15 protein-coding genes are annotated in these 15,788 nt (G+C 69.7%); 12 read left to right on the top strand and 3 right to left on the bottom strand.

Annotated elements, in window-relative coordinates:
* Positions 1-71: 71 nt before the first annotated feature.
* A complete protein-coding gene (gene add, locus ABEA07_RS27930; protein WP_345542007.1) occupies positions 72-1,166 on the bottom strand; it encodes an adenosine deaminase in 1,095 nt (364 codons plus the stop codon).
* A 106-nt stretch (positions 1,167-1,272) separates the two neighbouring features.
* Positions 1,273-2,229, bottom strand: coding sequence for a LysR family transcriptional regulator (locus ABEA07_RS27925; RefSeq protein ID WP_345542005.1), 957 nt, complete (start codon positions 2,227-2,229; stop codon positions 1,273-1,275).
* Positions 2,230-2,406: 177 nt separating this feature from the next.
* On the opposite strand from ABEA07_RS27925, the gene oxlT reads away from it, so the two are divergent.
* The 6 genes from oxlT (at position 2,407) to ABEA07_RS27895 (ending at position 10,158) form a co-directional block, all read left to right on the top strand.
* On the top strand, positions 2,407-3,732 hold the full coding sequence (gene oxlT / locus ABEA07_RS27920; protein ID WP_345542004.1) for an oxalate/formate MFS antiporter: 1,326 nt from the start codon (positions 2,407-2,409) through the stop codon (positions 3,730-3,732).
* A 338-nt stretch (positions 3,733-4,070) separates the two neighbouring features.
* A complete protein-coding gene (locus ABEA07_RS27915; RefSeq protein ID WP_345542003.1) occupies positions 4,071-4,559 on the top strand; it encodes a formate dehydrogenase subunit gamma in 489 nt (162 codons plus the stop codon).
* Positions 4,556-6,112 (top strand): formate dehydrogenase beta subunit, encoded by a 1,557-nt coding sequence (locus tag ABEA07_RS27910; RefSeq protein WP_345542002.1) that lies wholly within the window; start codon positions 4,556-4,558, stop codon positions 6,110-6,112. Before ABEA07_RS27915 ends, ABEA07_RS27910 begins: the two co-directional genes overlap by 4 nt.
* Before the next feature lie 69 nt (positions 6,113-6,181).
* Positions 6,182-9,040 carry a formate dehydrogenase subunit alpha gene (fdhF, locus tag ABEA07_RS27905; RefSeq protein ID WP_345542000.1) on the top strand — a complete coding sequence of 953 codons (2,859 nt, stop codon included), beginning with the start codon at positions 6,182-6,184 and terminating at the stop codon, positions 9,038-9,040.
* Between the two features lie 17 nt (positions 9,041-9,057).
* Positions 9,058-9,906, top strand: coding sequence for a formate dehydrogenase accessory sulfurtransferase FdhD (gene fdhD, locus ABEA07_RS27900; RefSeq protein ID WP_345541999.1), 849 nt, complete (start codon positions 9,058-9,060; stop codon positions 9,904-9,906).
* Between the two features lie 9 nt (positions 9,907-9,915).
* Positions 9,916-10,158 (top strand): formate dehydrogenase subunit delta, encoded by a 243-nt coding sequence (locus ABEA07_RS27895; protein WP_345541998.1) that lies wholly within the window; start codon positions 9,916-9,918, stop codon positions 10,156-10,158.
* Here ABEA07_RS27895 and ABEA07_RS27890 read toward each other — a convergent pair.
* Positions 10,148-10,447, bottom strand: coding sequence for a hypothetical protein (locus tag ABEA07_RS27890; RefSeq protein ID WP_345541996.1), 300 nt, complete (start codon positions 10,445-10,447; stop codon positions 10,148-10,150). The two genes, ABEA07_RS27895 and ABEA07_RS27890, sit on opposite strands and share 11 nt — an antisense overlap.
* Positions 10,448-10,578: 131 nt before the next feature.
* Here ABEA07_RS27890 and ltnD point away from each other — a divergent pair, with 131 nt between their 5' ends.
* From ltnD to ABEA07_RS27860, 6 genes are read left to right on the top strand one after another with little or no spacing between them, the layout of a single operon-like run.
* Positions 10,579-11,487, top strand: a complete 909-nt coding sequence (gene ltnD, locus ABEA07_RS27885) for an L-threonate dehydrogenase (protein WP_345541994.1) — start codon at positions 10,579-10,581, stop codon at positions 11,485-11,487.
* Positions 11,484-12,752, top strand: coding sequence for a 3-oxo-tetronate kinase (gene otnK, locus ABEA07_RS27880; protein ID WP_345541993.1), 1,269 nt, complete (start codon positions 11,484-11,486; stop codon positions 12,750-12,752). The genes ltnD and otnK overlap by 4 nt, the downstream gene beginning before the upstream one ends.
* Entirely contained in the window at positions 12,749-13,420 is a 672-nt protein-coding gene (locus ABEA07_RS27875) for a class II aldolase/adducin family protein (protein ID WP_345541991.1), read from the top strand. Before otnK ends, ABEA07_RS27875 begins: the two co-directional genes overlap by 4 nt.
* Before the next feature lie 10 nt (positions 13,421-13,430).
* Entirely contained in the window at positions 13,431-14,246 is an 816-nt protein-coding gene (gene otnI, locus ABEA07_RS27870; protein WP_345541990.1) for a 2-oxo-tetronate isomerase, read from the top strand.
* Positions 14,243-15,433, top strand: a complete 1,191-nt coding sequence (locus ABEA07_RS27865) for an amidohydrolase family protein (RefSeq protein ID WP_345541989.1) — start codon at positions 14,243-14,245, stop codon at positions 15,431-15,433. The genes otnI and ABEA07_RS27865 overlap by 4 nt, the downstream gene beginning before the upstream one ends.
* A complete protein-coding gene (locus ABEA07_RS27860; protein ID WP_425584178.1) occupies positions 15,430-15,594 on the top strand; it encodes a hypothetical protein in 165 nt (54 codons plus the stop codon). The genes ABEA07_RS27865 and ABEA07_RS27860 overlap by 4 nt, the downstream gene beginning before the upstream one ends.
* Positions 15,595-15,788 lie beyond the last annotated feature (194 nt).

Genomic DNA, 15,788 nt, shown 5'->3' with positions numbered 1-15,788 from the left:
CCAGGGGTCAGAAGGGATGGTGAAGTGGGTCGGTCCGCCGCTTCTCGAAGCGCGGAGCGCCCGGGTGCGCTTCACGGAGCGTCTTCGTGCACGGCCGGGCTGCGCAATTCGTGTTCCAGCCCCGCCAGCTCCCGCTCGAAGCACTCGCGCAGCTCGCGCTTGGCGGTCCCGTCCAGCCAGCAGGCCTCGACGCCCGCCAGGCTGAAGGCGCGCGCCTCCTCCCAGCCCCAGCCGCAGCCTTCCAACACCGTGGCATAGGTGTGGCTGAGATCGGTGTGGAACATGGCCGGGTCATCGGTGTTGAGCGTGAGCGGCAGGCCTGCTTCGGCCATGGCCTTCAGGCTGCGGAGGCGCCGTTCGCGGTTGCGCGTCACGCTGGTGATGCCGCAAGCGCAGAAGTACACGCCGCGCTCGCGCGCACGGCGCACGCCTTCTGGGTCGGCCAGCAGGTTGTAGCCATGGTCCAGGCGGTCGCAACCCATCAGGTCGATGCAGTCGTCCACGTTGGATGGAGGCGCCTCCTGCAGGGATTGGTTGTCCTCGCAGACATGCGCCGTGCGCTTCAGGCCGGCCCGGCCGGCACACTGGAACAGGGGCGCCATCTTCTCCGGCGGGCCGTCGCGCTCGGGCCCGTCCAGACCCACGCCCACCACCAGTTCGTGGCGCTGGCCGACGATGTCGTCCATGGCTTGCTCGGCGCTGTCCATCGGCAGACCGCGGTCCAGCGCCGCGATGAGCAGGGCCGAGCAGCCGAAGTCGCGCTGCGCCGCCCGCACGCCGGCTGTCAGCCCTTCCAGCTGGACCCGGTAGGGCACGCCGGTCGGCAGGTAGTACTGCGGGTTGAAGGACATCTCCACGTGCCGCGCGCCGCTGCGGGCGGCGTCCTCGACTGCCTCGTAGGCCACGCGCTCGAACTCGGCGGCGCTGCACACCGCCTGCGCTCCCAGGCGCAGCACGTCGATGAAATCGTAGAAGTCGCGATAGCTGTAGAGCCGTTCGACCGTTCGCGGCAACTGCAGCCCATGGCGCCGGGCGAACTCGGCCAGCGTGGCCGGGCGCAGCGTTCCGGCCAGGTGCATGTGCAGGTCCACCTTGGGCAGCCGCCGCACGATGGAGGCGGACACGGTGCGCGTCGATGCAGTGGGAGCGGCGGAAGTGGAGGTCATGGGCCGAACCTTATCGGCCGGCGGCGTGGCGGGCCAGCGCTCGGGTGTGCTGGCGCTCATGACAGCGCTGTTATGCCCCGGGCGCCCCCGGACGGGGCTGGGCTGGTCAATCCGGCGGACGCTGCGCCAGCGCGCGGGCCGCGGCCACGATCTCCTCGCGCAGCCAGCGCATGGCCTGATTCTTGTGCGTTCGCTCGTGCCACACCAGCCGGTAGCGCATCGGCGCGATGCGCGCCGGAAAGGGGACGATGGCCAGGTCGTATTCGCGCGCGAAGTCCTCGGCCAGCAGGCGCCCGGTGGTGAAGACCAGGTCGGTGGCAGCGAGCACGGCCGGCGCCAGGCTGAGGAACTGGGTGCGCACCGCCGTGTGTATCGGCACCCCCACCTCGGCCAGCTGGTTGTCGATGACGCTGCCCTGCCCAGGCACGTGCTCCAGCGAGGTGAAGTGCCGGGCGCGCCGGAAGTCTTCCAGCGTCATGTCGCCGCCGGCCAGCGGATGGCCGCGCCGCATCAGGCATACCAGCTTCTCGCTCAGCAGGCCGCTCGCGCGCAAGTGCGCGGGCAGCTCCGGCCACACGGTGATCACCATGTCCACCTCGCCATCGGCCAGCTGGCGGTAGTGCTCGAAATGCGAGCCCAGGCCGCGCACCACCAGATCGCACTCGGGCGCCTGGCGGTTGACGCGCTCGACCAGGTCGGCAAAGAAGCGCTTGGGCAGAAAGTCGTAGGTGGCGACGCGAAAGCTCAACCGCAGCTCGCGCGGCGAGGTGGGCATGGCCTGGGAGGTCAGCAGCGACATGTCGGCCAGGATGCGCCGGGTGGGCGCGGCCAGGGCCTGGGCGCGTTCGGTCAGCACCATGCGGTTGCCTGCGCGCACCAGCAAGTCGTCGCCAGTCAGCTGGCGCAGCACCCGCAGGTGGCGGCTCATGGCCGACTGCGCGATGCCGAGCTTGCCGGCCGCCTTCGACACGCTGGCCTCGGTCAACAGCGCGTAGAGCGATCGCAGCAGGGGTTCGTCGAGACGCCGTACGCCGTCGTCACCGGCAGAAGAAGTGGCAGCCACAGCCCGCAGTGTGCCGCAACCCGACGCACAGGGATTACCCGAGCGCACGCCGCGATTCGTCGGAACTTGATTGCGGTCAAGAGCGTTTGCGAGGCCGCGTCCGACAGTCGCTCCTGATTGCTCCACATCGGCCGGCGGCTCACAGTCGCCGCGCTCCACGACAACACAGGAGACTTCATGAACCGGCCCACGATCTCGATCGCTGCTGCTTCCCATCCCGCGATCGCAACGCCCACCGACCTCCGCGCCGCCGCCGCCCACCGATCGCAGACCTACCGATGGGGCCAGCTGCTGATCGGCATCGTTTGCATGGCGATGATCGCCAACCTGCAGTACGGCTGGACGCTCTTCGTCAACCCGATCGCCGACAAGCATGGCTGGAGCCGCGCCGCGATCCAGGTCGCGTTCACCATCTTCGTGCTCACCGAGACCTGGCTGGTGCCCATCGAAGGCTACCTGGTCGACCGCTTCGGCCCGCGGCCGGTGGTGCTGGTGGGCGGCGTGCTGTGCGGCATCGGATGGGTGCTGAACTCCGTCGCCTCTTCGCTGCCCGCGCTGTACATCGCCGCGGCGATCGGCGGCATCGGCGCCGGCGCGGTGTACGGCACCTGCGTGGGCAATGCGCTCAAGTGGTTTCCGGATCGGCGCGGTCTCGCGGCGGGCATGACCGCGGCCGGCTTCGGCGCGGGCTCGGCCCTCACCATCATCCCGATCTCGTCGATGATCCAATCGCACGGCTACGAAACAGCCTTCCTTTACTTCGGCATCGGCCAGGGCCTGATCGTCTTCCTGCTGGGCTGGGTGCTGACCCGGCCGCCCGAGCATGCCAAGGCCTCGGACAGCCGCAACGTGCAGCAGACGCGGCGCGACTATGCGCCCTCCGAGGTGCTGCGCTCGCCGGTCTTCTGGGTGATGTACGCGATGTTCGTGATGGTGGCCGCCGGCGGCCTGATGGCCACCGCCCAGCTCGCGCCGATCGCCAAGGACTTCAAGATCATCGACGTGCCGGTCAACATCATGGGCCTGGTGCTGCCTGCACTGACCTTCGCGCTGGCCATCGACCGCGTGCTCAACGGATTGACGCGGCCCTTCTTCGGCTGGGTCTCCGACAGGATCGGACGCGAGCAGACCATGTTCATCGCCTTCGCGCTGGAGTCGGTCGGCATCCTGGCGCTCTACCACTACGGCCACAACCCGATCCTCTTCGTCGTGCTGACCGGCCTGGTGTTCTTTGCCTGGGGTGAGATCTACAGCCTTTTCCCTTCCACCTGCGCCGACACCTTCGGCGGCAAGTACGCCGCCTCCAATGCAGGCATGCTCTACACCGCCAAGGGCACGGCCTCGCTGCTGGTGCCGCTGTCCAGCGTGCTGGCCGCCGCGACGGGGAGCTGGCAGGCCGTGTTCATCGCCGCGAGCGCGGTGAACGCGGTGGCGGCGCTGATGGCGTGGTTCGTGCTGCGGCCGATGCGGCGCAGGCATATCGAGGGCAGCCGGCACGCCTAGCCTGGCAGCCATCGAGGGGCCCGCAGCGCGCAGAGCATCCCTACATCGTCCAACGCTTCGAGCGCACGTCGATGGGTTGCGGCCGCAAGTTCCGCAGATCTAGCGCGAATCGGCTTTTCACAAACTTGACCGGCGTCAAGTGCCATCGGGGCCGAGTTCCTCGACAGTGCGCCTGTCATGAACCCTCACGCCACCACCCCGGGACCGATGGCTGCCGAAGCGGCCCGGGCGCATGCCCATAGCCGTCCCGAATCGCCCGATTCCCCGAATAAATTGGACTGCTCTTGCGGCCTTGCCGACACTGGCCCCGCACCCTGGGTGCGCCGACGATGAACGCCATGGAAACACACTCTTTCGCCGCCACCGTGCAAGCCGTATTGGCGCGTCGCATGGACCAGCCCGGCGCGCTGCTGCCGATCCTGCACGATCTGCAGGACACGCTGGGCCACATCCCCGCCGACGCGGTGCCGGAGATCGCCGGTGCACTGAACCTGTCGCGCGCGGAGGTGCATGGCGTCATCACCTATTACCACCACTTCCGCGCCGAGCCCGCGGGGCGCCGCGTGATCCGGATCTGCCGCGCCGAGGCCTGTCAGTCCATGGGTGCCGATGCATTGCTGGCGCATGCCGAACTGCGACTCGGATGTGGCGTGCACGGCACGACGGCGGATGGGGCCTTCACGCTCGAGCCCGTCTTCTGCCTGGGCCTGTGCGCCTCGTCGCCCGCGATGGCGATCGACGACGAGGTGCACGCGCGCGTGACGCCGAAGGTATTCGATGCACTCGTCGCGCCGGACGTCGCGCAGGAAGAGGAGGGCGCGCCATGAGCATCACCGTCTACGTGCCGCGCGATAGCGCGGCGCTCGCGGCCGGCGCGGAGCGTGTGGCGCGCCGCATCGCCGCCGAAGCCTCGGCGCGCGGCCTCGATGTGCGCATCGTGCGCAACGGTTCGCGCGGCCTGTTCTGGCTGGAGCCGCTGGTCGAGGTGGCGACGCCCGCCGGGCGCATCGCCTACGGGCCGGTCGCGGCGGCGGACGTGCCCGCCCTCTTCGACGTCGGCTTCCTGCAGGGCGCGCCGCACGCGCTGCACCTCGGGCCGACCGAGGAGATCCCGTACCTGAAGAAGCAGGAGCGCCTGACCTTCGCCCGAATGGGCATCACCGATCCCCTGTCGATCGCCGACTACGAGGCCCACGAGGGCTATGCCGGCCTGCGGCGCGCGCTGTCGATGGCGCCGGCCGAGGTGGTGCAGGAGTTGCTGGACTCGGGTCTGCGTGGCCGCGGCGGCGCGGCCTTTCCGGCGGGCATCAAGTGGCAGACCGTGCTGGGCACCGAGGCGCCGCAGAAGTACGTGGTCTGCAATGCCGACGAGGGCGACTCCGGCACCTTCTCGGACCGCATGACCATGGAGGGCGACCCCTTCATGCTGATCGAGGGCATGACCATTGCCGGAATCGCCACCGGCGCGACGCAGGGCTACGTCTACGTACGCTCGGAGTACCCGCATGCGATCGCCGCGATGAACGAAGCGATCGCCCGGTCCGAGGCAGCGGGCTACCTGGGCGAAGACATCCTCGCTTCGGGCCGCGCCTTCCGCCTGGAAGTGCGCAAGGGCGCCGGCTCGTACGTGTGCGGCGAGGAGACGGCGCTGCTCGAAAGCATCGAGGGCAGGCGCGGGGTGGTGCGCGCCAAGCCGCCGCTGCCGGCCATCGCGGGTCTGTTCGGCCAGCCGACCTTGATCAACAACGTGATCACGCTGGCCAGCGTGCCGCTGATCCTGTCCCGCGGCGCGGCCTTCTACCGCGACTACGGCGTGGGCCGCTCGCGCGGCACGCTGCCGATGCAGTTGGCCGGCAACATCAAGCATGGCGGGCTGGTGGAGAAGGCCTTCGGGGTCACGCTGCGCGAACTGCTCTACGACTATGGCGGCGGCTCGGCCTCGGGGCGTCCGATCAAGGCGGTGCAGGTGGGCGGGCCGCTGGGTGCGTACCTGCCGGAATCGAAGTGGGACCTGCCCCTGGACTACGAGGCCTATGCCGCGGTCGGCGGCACCGTCGGCCACGGCGGCATCGTGGTGCACGACGACACGGCCGACCTCTCGAAGCTGGCGCGCTACGCGATGGAGTTCTGCGCCATCGAGTCCTGCGGCAAGTGCACGCCCTGCCGCATCGGCTCGACCCGCGGCGTGGAGGTGATCGACAGGATCCGCGCCGACCGGAACCGGCCGCAGCAGGTGATGCTGTTGCGCGACCTGTGCGACACGATGGTCCACGGCTCGCTGTGCGCGATGGGCGGGATGACGCCGTTCCCCGTGCTGTCCGCGCTGGATCATTTCCCCGAGGACTTCGGCCTCGTCGTGCCCGATCGCCAGGCCGCTTGAAATGACGCTCATCCCCGTTGCTTGCCCACTTCGTCACGCCCGCCCCTTGGCGGTTGCAAGGAATGCACCATGCTTGACCACCTGAAAGAAGCCGACCGGGGCACGCCCAAGCGCGAGTCCGAGCGCGAGGTCACGCTGGAGATCGACGGCCAGCAGGTCACCGTGCCCGCGGGCACTTCGCTGATGCGCGCGGCCGTGGATGCCGGCATCCGCGTGCCCAAGCTGTGCGCCACCGACAGCCTGGAGCCCTTCGGCTCCTGCCGCCTGTGCCTGGTCGAGATCGAAGGCCGCCGGGGCTTCCCGGCGTCCTGCACCACGCCGGCCGAGCCCGGCATGAAGGTCAGAACGCAGACGCCGAGGCTGCAGGAGCTGCGCAAAGGCGTGATGGAGCTCTACATCTCCGACCATCCGCTGGACTGCCTCACCTGCTCGGCCAACGGCAACTGCGAGCTGCAGGACATGGCGGGCGTGACCGGGCTGCGCAACGTGCGCTACGGCTTCGAGGGTGCCAACCACTTGAACAGCAGGAAGGACGAGTCCAACCCGTACTTCAGCTACGACCCGTCCAAGTGCATCGTTTGCAACCGCTGCGTGCGCGCGTGCGAGGAGACGCAGGGCACATTTGCATTGACGATCAGCGGCCGCGGCTTCGAATCGCGCGTCTCGCCGGGGCAGGACCAGCCATTCATGGCCTCCGAGTGCGTGAGCTGCGGCGCCTGCGTCGAGGCCTGCCCCACCGCCACGCTGCAGGAAAAGTCGGTGATCTGGCTGGGCCAGCCCGAGCACAGCGTGATCACCACCTGCGCCTACTGCGGCGTGGGCTGCGCCTTCAAGGCCGAGATGAAGGGCAACGAGGTGGTGCGCATGGTTCCGTGGAAGGAAGGCAAGGCCAACGAGGGCCATTCCTGCGTGAAGGGCCGCTTCGCCTGGGGCTATGCCACGCACCAGGACCGCATGCTCAAGCCGATGATCCGCAAGAAAATCACCGACCCGTGGCAGGAGGTGAGCTGGGACGAGGCCATCCACTACGCGGCGAGCGAGTTCAAGCGCCTGCAGGCCAAGTACGGCCGCGAGGCGATCGGCGGCATCACCTCCTCGCGCTGCACCAACGAGGAGACCTACCTGGTGCAGAAGCTGGTGCGCGCCGGCTTCGGCAACAACAACGTCGATACCTGCGCCCGCGTGTGCCATTCGCCCACCGGCTACGGGCTGAAGCAGACGCTGGGCGAATCGGCCGGCACGCAGACCTTCAAGTCGGTGGAGCAGGCCGACGTGATCATGGTGATCGGCGCCAACCCGACCGACGGCCACCCGGTCTTTGCCTCGCGCATGAAGAAGCGCCTGCGCGAGGGAGCGAAGCTCATCGTGGTCGACCCGCGCCGCATCGACATGGTGAAGTCGCCGCACATCCGGGCCGCCCACCACCTGCAGCTCAAGCCCGGCACCAACGTGGCGGTGATCACCGCCATGGCGCACGTGATCGCCACCGAGGGGCTGATCGCGCAGGACTACGTGACCGAGCGCTGCGAGCCCGCCTCATTCGCGGAGTGGCACGCCTTCGTCTCGAAGGCCGAGAACTCGCCGGAGGCTACCGAAGAGGCGACGGGCGTGCCGGCCGCCGAGCTGCGCGCCGCAGCGCGCCTCTATGCCACCGCCGGCAACGGCGCCATCTACTACGGCCTGGGGGTCACCGAGCACAGCCAGGGCTCGACCATGGTGATGGGCATCGCCAACCTCGCCATGGCCACCGGCAACGTCGGTCGCGAGGGTGTGGGCGTCAATCCGCTGCGAGGCCAGAACAACGTGCAGGGCTCCTGCGACATGGGCTCCTTCCCGCACGAGTTGCCGGGCTACCGGCACGTGTCGGACAGCATCGCGCGCGCTTCCTTCGAGGCCGCCTGGGGCGTGCGCATCGACCCCGAGCCGGGACTGCGCATTCCGAACATGTTCGATGCCGCGATCGGCGGCAGCTTCAAGGGTTTGTACTGCGAGGGCGAGGACATCGTGCAGTCGGACCCGAACACGCAGCACGTGGCCGCGGCCATGATGGCGATGGAATGCGTGGTGGTGCAGGACCTGTTCCTCAACGAGACCGCCAAGTACGCGCACGTGTTCCTGCCCGGCTCCTCCTTCATGGAAAAGGACGGGACCTTCACCAACGCCGAGCGCCGCATCTCGCGCGTGCGCAAGCTCATGCCGCCCAAGGCCGGCTATGCCGACTGGGAAGTGACGGTGAAGCTGGCGCAGGCCCTCGGCTATCCGATGGACTACGCGAGCCCCGAGGAGATCATGGACGAGATCGCGGCGCTGACGCCCACCTTCCACGGCGTGAGCTACAAGCGGCTGGACGAGCTCGGCAGCATCCAGTGGCCCTGCAACGAGGACGCGCCCGAGGGCACGCCCACCATGCACATCGACCGCTTCGTGCGCGGCAAGGGCCGCTTCGTCGTCACGCAGTACGTCGCCACCGACGAGAAGGTGACGCGCAAGTTCCCGCTGCTGCTGACCACCGGCCGCATCCTGTCGCAGTACAACGTGGGCGCGCAGACCCGCCGCACCGAGAACAACCAGTGGCACAGCGAGGACCGGCTGGAAATCCATCCGCACGACGCCGAGGAGCGCGGCATCCGGGACGACGACTGGGTCGGCATCCAGAGCCGTGCCGGCGAGACGGTACTGCGCGCCACCGTGTCCGGGCGCATGCAGCCGGGCGTGGTCTACACCACCTTCCATTTCCCGGAGTCGGGCGCCAATGTCATCACCACCGACAACTCGGACTGGGCCACCAACTGCCCCGAGTACAAGGTCACGGCGGTGCAGGTCCTGCCGGTGATGCAGCCCTCCGCCTGGCAGCAGGAGTACAGCCGCTTCAACCGCCGGCAGCAGGAACTGCTGACGCAGGGCGCCGGGACGGTGCCTGCCAAGTAAGCTCGAAGAGGAACCCGATGAGCATCGCCGCCGCCTCGCCCTGCGCCGTCACCTTCGCCGATGCGCCCGCCTGCGAGGGCGCCCTGCTGCTGCCGGTGCGCGGCGTGCGCGGCGGACTGGCCTTCGCCGTGCAGGACTGGGTCGCGCAGGAGGTGCCCGTGGCGCTGGAGTTCAACGGCATCTCGCACGCGGTGATGCTGGCGACGCCGATGGACCTGGAGGATTTCGCGCTCGGCTTCTCGCTCACCGAGGGCATCCTCGACGGGGCGCACGAACTCTACGGGGTGGAGGCCGAGCCTTCGGAGCAAGGCATCACCGTCCGCCTGGAGGTGGCCGGCGCCGCCTTCGCGCGCCTCAAGCAGAAGCGCCGCTCGATGGCCGGGCGCACCGGCTGCGGACTGTGCGGCACCGAGAGCCTGGCCCATGTGTCGCGCGCGCTGCCAGTGCTGGACGACGGCGCGCCGATCGACCGCCGCGCGATCGCGAAGGCCATGGCGCGGCTGCAGGCGCAGCAGACCCTGCAGCAGGCCACGGGTGCGGTGCATGCCGCCGCCTGGTGCTCGGCGCAGGGCGAGGTGGTGCTGCTGCGCGAGGACGTCGGCCGCCACAACGCGCTCGACAAGCTGGTGGGCGCGCTGGCCTCCGCCGAGGTCGAGGCGGCGGGCGGCTTCATCGCGGTCACCAGCCGCGCGAGCTTCGAGATGGTGCAGAAGACGGCGATGGCCGGCGTGCCCCTCCTCGCGGCCGTCTCGGCGCCCACCTCCTTCGCGGTCGCGACCGCCGAGCGCGCGCGGCTCACGCTGGTGGGCTTCGCGCGCAAGGACGACCTGGTGGTCTACTGCCGTCCCGAGCGGCTCCGGAACTGAAAGCCGAACATGCACGACCCGACCGTCCAATTGGTCAAGATGGCCAACCAGATCGGCAGCTTTTTCCAGGCTCAGACGCCCGACGATTCGGTGGCCGCGCGGCAGGCGATTGCGGGGCACCTCAAGTCTTTCTGGGCGCCCAGCATGCGGCGCCAACTGATCGGCGAGCTCGATGCGGGCGGTGCTGGCGACCTGATGCCGATCGTGGCATCGGCCATGCGCAGCCACCGGGACAGGCTAGCTAGCCCGTGAGCAGCTTGGCGCGCTCCACGTGCGCGTGGTGTGATTTGAGCAGCGCCTCGTAGAGCAGGCACAGCGGCATGGCAACGAACACCATGCCCGCGACGTAGATGACCAGGCTGGTCACCGGGAATGTGGGCCCGTCCCAGTAGGGGATCGAGGCCGCCGCGGCGCCCAGCGCGATGATCGCGATCACGGCCGTCAGCACGTGGCGCGTCCAGGTCGTCTGCCGGTAGCCGCGCGGGTCGTAGCGCCGGCAGTCCTGCTGGGAGTCTTCGCACTTGTCCGCGTGGTCGTCCATGGTCTTTCCTCGCTCGGTTGACGCGCCGGGACGATTCTTAGCACGCGGCCGGACGCAGGGTCAATTCGTGTGCACCCCATGCAGAGCCGTGCCACACAATCGAGGACTTCGCCAACTGAAGTGAGAAACCGATGACATCACCCGTCGGCCTGATCGGCCTCGGCGCCATGGGCGCCGGTATCGCGGCCACCTTGCGCCACCGCGGCTACGAACTGCACGTCTGCGATGCGCGGCCCGGCGTTGCGGCGGCCTTCGCGGAACAGGGCGGCGTCGCCTGCGACAGTCCCGCGCAGGTTGCGGCGGCCTGCGAGGTCCTGGTCTCGGTGGTCGTCAATGCGCTGCAGACCGAGGACGTGCTGTTCGGCGATCAGGGCGCGGCCGCTGCCATGAAGCCCGGCAGCGTGTTCGTGATGTGTTCCACGGTGGACCCGAACTGGTCGATCGCGCTCGAAGGGCGGCTGGCGGCCCTCGGCCTCCACTACATCGACGCGCCCATTTCGGGCGGCGCGGGCAAGGCCGCCAGCGGCCAGATGACCATGATGACCGCCGCCCGCCCCGAAGCCTACGACAAGGCCGGCGCCGTGCTGGAAGCCATGGCCGGCAAGGTCTACCGCCTGGGCGACCGGGCCGGGGCAGGCAGCAAGGTCAAGATCATCAACCAGCTTCTGGCCGGCGTGCACATCGCGGCCGCCGCCGAGGCCATGGCACTGGGGCTGCGCGAGGGCGTGTCGCCCGAGGCGCTGTACGAGGTCATCACCCACAGCGCGGGCAACAGCTGGATGTTCGAGAACCGCATGGCCCACGTGCTGGCGGGCGACTACACGCCGCTGTCGGCGGTGGACATCTTCGTCAAAGACCTGGGGCTGGTGCTCGACACCGCGCGTGCCACCAAGTTTCCGCTGCCGCTGGCCTCCACCGCGCACCAGATGTTCATGCAGGCCTCGGCCGCCGGCTTCGCGCGCGAGGACGACAGTGCCGTGATCAAGATCTTCCCCGGCATCGAACTGCCTTCCGCCACTTCCGACGAGAAGAAGCCATGACCCTGCTGCTGGGCTGCATCGCCGACGATTTCACCGGTGCGACCGACCTCGCCAACAACCTCGTGCGCGCCGGCATGCGCGTGGTGCAGACCATCGGCGTGCCGGCGCAGCCGCTTGCGGCCGAGGTCGATGCGGTGGTGGTGGCGCTCAAGTCGCGCACCATCGCGCCCGCCGACGCGGTGGCGCAATCGCTCGAGGCGCTGGCCTGGCTGCGGGCACAGGGGGCACGGCAGATCTACTTCAAGTACTGCTCCACCTTCGACAGCACGCCGGCGGGCAACATCGGGCCGGTGACCGAAGCGCTGATGGACGCGCTGGGCTGCGACTTCACCATCGCCACGCCCGCCTTCCCCGACAACAAGCGCACCGTGTTCAAAGGCTATCTCTTCGCCGGCGATGTGCTGCTCAACGAGAGCGGCATGGAGAAGCACCCCCTCACGCCGATGACCGACCCGAACCTGGTGCGTGTCCTGCAGGCGCAGACGAAGCGCCGGGTGGGGCTGATCGACCACAGGGTGGTCGCGCGCGGGGCGGCGGCGATCCTCGAGTGCATTGCCGCGCTGCGGGCCGAGGGCGTGGGCATTGCGATCGTGGATGCGGTCTCGAACGAGGACCTGCTGCGCCTGGGCCCGGCGCTGGCCGGCATGCCGCTGGTCACGGCGGGCTCGGGCGTGGCGATCGGGCTGCCGGCCAACTTCGGCATCGCGCCCTCGGCGAGCGCCGCCGCGCTGCCGGCTTCGGGCGGGCTGGGCGCGGTGGTCTCGGGCAGCTGCTCGCTGGCCACCAACCGGCAGGTGCAGGCCTTCATCGCCGCGGGCCGGCCGGCGCTGGCCATCGACCCGCTGCGCATCGCAGGGGGCGTGGACGTGGCGGCCGAGGCGCTGGCCTGGGCCGAGCCGCTGCTGAAGGATGGGCCGGTGCTGGTCTACTCGACGGCCGGGTCGGACGCGGTGAAGTCGGTGCAAGGGCAGCTCGGCGTCGAGGAGGCCGGCGCGATGGTCGAGCGCACGATCGCCGCGATCGCGCGCGGCCTGGTCGAGCGCGGCGTGCGCCGGCTGGTGGTGGCGGGCGGCGAGACCTCGGGCGCCTGCGTGCAGGCACTGGGCATCGCGCAGATGCAGATCGGCGCGCAGATCGATCCCGGCGTGCCGTGGTGCCATGCCCAGGCCGAGGCGGCGGGCGGCGCGGGGCTGCACATCACGCTGAAATCCGGCAACTTCGGCGGCGACGATTTCTTCACCAAAGCCTTTACATTCCTGGAATGACCGAGAACGACGCGCGCGAAGAGATCTGCCGCGTCGGCCGCAGCCTTTTCGAGCGCGGCTACGTGCACGCCACCGCGGGCAACATCAGCATGCGGCTGGACGACGGCTTCCTGATCACGCCGACCGATGCCTGCCTGGGCTTCCTCGATCCCGCCCGGCTCGCGCGGCTCGACGGGCAGCTCCAGCAGACCGGCGGCGACCGCGCCAGCAAGACCATCGCCCTGCACGCCCGCATCTACGCCGCCGCGACGGCCTTCGACGCCGGCACCCGCTGCGTGATCCACACCCACAGCACGCACTGCGTGGCGCTCACGCTGAGGGCCCCGTCCGAAGAGCTGCTGCCCGCGCTGACGCCCTATTTCGTGATGAAGGTCGGCCACGTGCCGCGCATCCCCTACCACCGCCCCGGCGCGCCCGAGGCGGCCGAGGCGGTGGCGCAGGCCATCCGCCGCTATGGCGAGCGCGGCACCCCGATCCGCGCCGCGATGCTGGAGCGGCTCGGCCCCAATGTCTGGCACGACACGCCGGCCGCGGCCATGGCCGTGCTGGAGGAACTGGAAGAGACCGCCAGGCTTTTCCACATGAGCGCGGGGCACGTGCCTGCGCCCGAAGCCCTGGGCCCGGCCCAGATCGACGAACTGCGCCGGACCTTCGGCGCCCGCTGGTGAGAGCACCCTCATGCCCCGATTCGCCGCCAACCTCTCGATGCTCTATCCCGAGCTCGATTTCCTCGACCGCTTCGAGGCCGCCGCCAAGGATGGCTTCCAAGCGGTCGAGTACCTCTTCCCCTACCCCTACGAACGGCGCGAGCTGAAGGCCCGCCTCTCGGCCAACGGCCTGCAGCAGGTGCTGTTCAACGGCCCACCCGGCGACTGGGAGGGCGGGGAGCGCGGCCTGGCCTGCCTGCCGGGCCGCGAGGCCGAGTTCCGCGAAGGCGTGCTGAAGGCACTGGACTACGCGCAAGCGCTGGACTGCCCCCGCGTGCACCTGATGGCCGGGCTGGTGCCGCCCGGTGTGGAACGCGAGACGGTGCAGCCCACCTACGTCGAGAACCTGCGCTGGGCCGCGGGCGAGGCCGCCAAGGTGGGGCGCGAGCTGCTGATCGAGCCCATCAACACGCGCGACATCCCGCGCTTCTTCCTCAACCGGCAGGACCACGCGCACGAGATCGTGGAAGCGGTGGGTGCGCCCCATCTCAAGGTGCAGATGGACCTGTACCACTGCCAGATCGTCGAGGGCGACGTGGCGATGAAGATCCGCAAGTACCTGCCCACCGGCCGCGTCGGCCATTTCCAGATCGCGGGCGTGCCGGAGCGCCACGAGCCCGACGTCGGCGAGCTGAACCATCCCTACCTGTTCCGCGTGATCGACGAGGTGGCCGCGCAGTGCGGCTGGCAGGGCTGGGTCGGTTGCGAGTACCGGCCGGCGCGCGGTACCGTGGCGGGCGGCACCTCCGACGGGCTGGGCTGGCTGCGCGCGGTGCCTGAAGCATGAGGCTGGAGGCGCTGCGAATCCCGCCGCGGCTGCACGGCTTCGACGGCGGTGGGGCGGAGGTGTTCGACCTGCAGATCGAGGGCGCGCAGGTGGTGGCCGTGGAGCCCAGCCGCCATCCCGCCCGCGGCACGCTGCTGAGCGCGACGGTCGACGCGCACGTCCACCTGGACAAGAACTACACCGTGCGGGAAGTGGGTCCGGCCGAGGGCAATCTTTTCGCCGCCATCCAGCGCATCGCTGTGCACCGCGCCGGCTGGACGGCCGACGGGCTGCGCGCGCGAATGGAACGCGCCCTCGCCGAAGCCTGGCAGGCCGGCACGCGCGCCGTGCGCACGCACCTGGACTGGATCGGCACGGACGCGCCGGCGTCGCTCGCCGTCTTCGAGGAACTGCGCGCTCGCTGGCATGGCCGCGTGGCGCTGCAGTTCGCCTCGCTGGTCCCGCTCGACGCCTATGCCGACGCGGCGGCGGGCGAGCGTATCGCGCAGACCGTGAAGCGCGCCGGCGGCGTGCTGGGCGCCTTCGTCTATCGCAATGAAGGCATCGTCCACAAGCTGGGCCGCGTGTTCGACCTGGCGCAGGCGCACGGGTTGTCGATCGACTTCCACGTGGACGAAGGCCTGGATGCCGACGCCACCGGGCTGCGCAGCATCGCCCAGTTGACCATCGCGCGTGGCCTTCACGGCCGCGTGGTCTGCGGCCATGCCTGTTCGCTGGCCGTCCAGGAGGATGCCTTCGCCCGGGACACGCTGGCCCTGTGCGCGCAGGCCCGCCTGCACCTGGTGGCGCTGCCCACCACCAACCTGTACCTGCAGGGCGCCTGGGACCGCACGCCGGTGCAGCGGGGCATCACCCGCATCCGCGAGGCGGCGGCCGCCGGCGTGCGCCCCAGCCTGGCCACCGACAACGTGCAGGACAGCTTCTATCCCTACGGCGGCTACGACCTGGTCGAGACCTTCGGCCTGGGCGTGCAGATGGCCCACCTGGCACCGGCCGACGACTGGCTGGACACCATCACCCTCAACCCCGCGCGCGCCCTGGGGCTGGAATGGGACGGCCGCATCGCGCCCGGGTGTCCGGCCGACCTGGTGCTGCTGGCCGCACGCGACCCATACGAATTGCTGGACGCGCGCGGCCGCCGACGCACGGTCGTGCGTGCCGGCCGCATCCTGGCGAAGACCGAATGAACATGGGCGCCCCGATGGCCAACTCCGCAGCCGCCAGGCGCGTGGGGGACGTCGTCTTCATGAGCGGCGTGGTCGCCGTCGACCCGGGCACGCGCCGCGTTGTCATGGGCTACGAGGCGCTCGTGGAGGTGGAGGCGACCCTGTCTCTGCCGCAGCACTGAAAAGCCTTTGCATCGCCTGTCGGCCCGTGGCTGTGCCTCGGACGCGGCTCGATGTGGCCTCGTGATGCCCCCCGGAATGAACTAAGTCTCGCGGGAATCTCGCAATTCGTGGCGTTGTGCGCAAGCAGGCGTGGTGCCGATGCGTAATGCCCCTCAACGCGAGGCGGTTTGGCACGTTAATCAAGGCAAGCCCG

It is taken from the genome of Variovorax defluvii, assembly GCF_039541515.1.
In the GTDB taxonomy this organism is placed as follows: domain Bacteria; phylum Pseudomonadota; class Gammaproteobacteria; order Burkholderiales; family Burkholderiaceae_C; genus Variovorax; species Variovorax defluvii.
Note: the sequence above shows the minus strand (reverse complement) of the source record. Positions and strands in the feature narration are given on the sequence as shown.

What these genes read in the sequence shown, in the direction of transcription:
- add (WP_345542007.1), bottom strand. Translation starts at nt 1,166, where the DNA reads ATGACCTCCACTTCCGCCGCTCCCACTGCATCGACGCGCACCGTGTCC.
- ABEA07_RS27875 (WP_345541991.1), top strand. Translation starts at nt 12,749, where the DNA reads ATGACCGAGAACGACGCGCGCGAAGAGATCTGCCGCGTCGGCCGCAGC.
- ABEA07_RS27860 (WP_425584178.1), top strand. Translation starts at nt 15,430, where the DNA reads ATGAACATGGGCGCCCCGATGGCCAACTCCGCAGCCGCCAGGCGCGTG.
- ABEA07_RS27915 (WP_345542003.1), top strand. Translation starts at nt 4,071, where the DNA reads ATGGAAACACACTCTTTCGCCGCCACCGTGCAAGCCGTATTGGCGCGT.
- otnK (WP_345541993.1), top strand. Translation starts at nt 11,484, where the DNA reads ATGACCCTGCTGCTGGGCTGCATCGCCGACGATTTCACCGGTGCGACC.
- fdhF (WP_345542000.1), top strand. Translation starts at nt 6,182, where the DNA reads ATGCTTGACCACCTGAAAGAAGCCGACCGGGGCACGCCCAAGCGCGAG.
- fdhD (WP_345541999.1), top strand. Translation starts at nt 9,058, where the DNA reads ATGAGCATCGCCGCCGCCTCGCCCTGCGCCGTCACCTTCGCCGATGCG.
- ltnD (WP_345541994.1), top strand. Translation starts at nt 10,579, where the DNA reads ATGACATCACCCGTCGGCCTGATCGGCCTCGGCGCCATGGGCGCCGGT.
- otnI (WP_345541990.1), top strand. Translation starts at nt 13,431, where the DNA reads ATGCCCCGATTCGCCGCCAACCTCTCGATGCTCTATCCCGAGCTCGAT.
- ABEA07_RS27865 (WP_345541989.1), top strand. Translation starts at nt 14,243, where the DNA reads ATGAGGCTGGAGGCGCTGCGAATCCCGCCGCGGCTGCACGGCTTCGAC.
- ABEA07_RS27895 (WP_345541998.1), top strand. Translation starts at nt 9,916, where the DNA reads ATGCACGACCCGACCGTCCAATTGGTCAAGATGGCCAACCAGATCGGC.
- ABEA07_RS27910 (WP_345542002.1), top strand. Translation starts at nt 4,556, where the DNA reads ATGAGCATCACCGTCTACGTGCCGCGCGATAGCGCGGCGCTCGCGGCC.
- oxlT (WP_345542004.1), top strand. Translation starts at nt 2,407, where the DNA reads ATGAACCGGCCCACGATCTCGATCGCTGCTGCTTCCCATCCCGCGATC.
- ABEA07_RS27890 (WP_345541996.1), bottom strand. Translation starts at nt 10,447, where the DNA reads ATGGACGACCACGCGGACAAGTGCGAAGACTCCCAGCAGGACTGCCGG.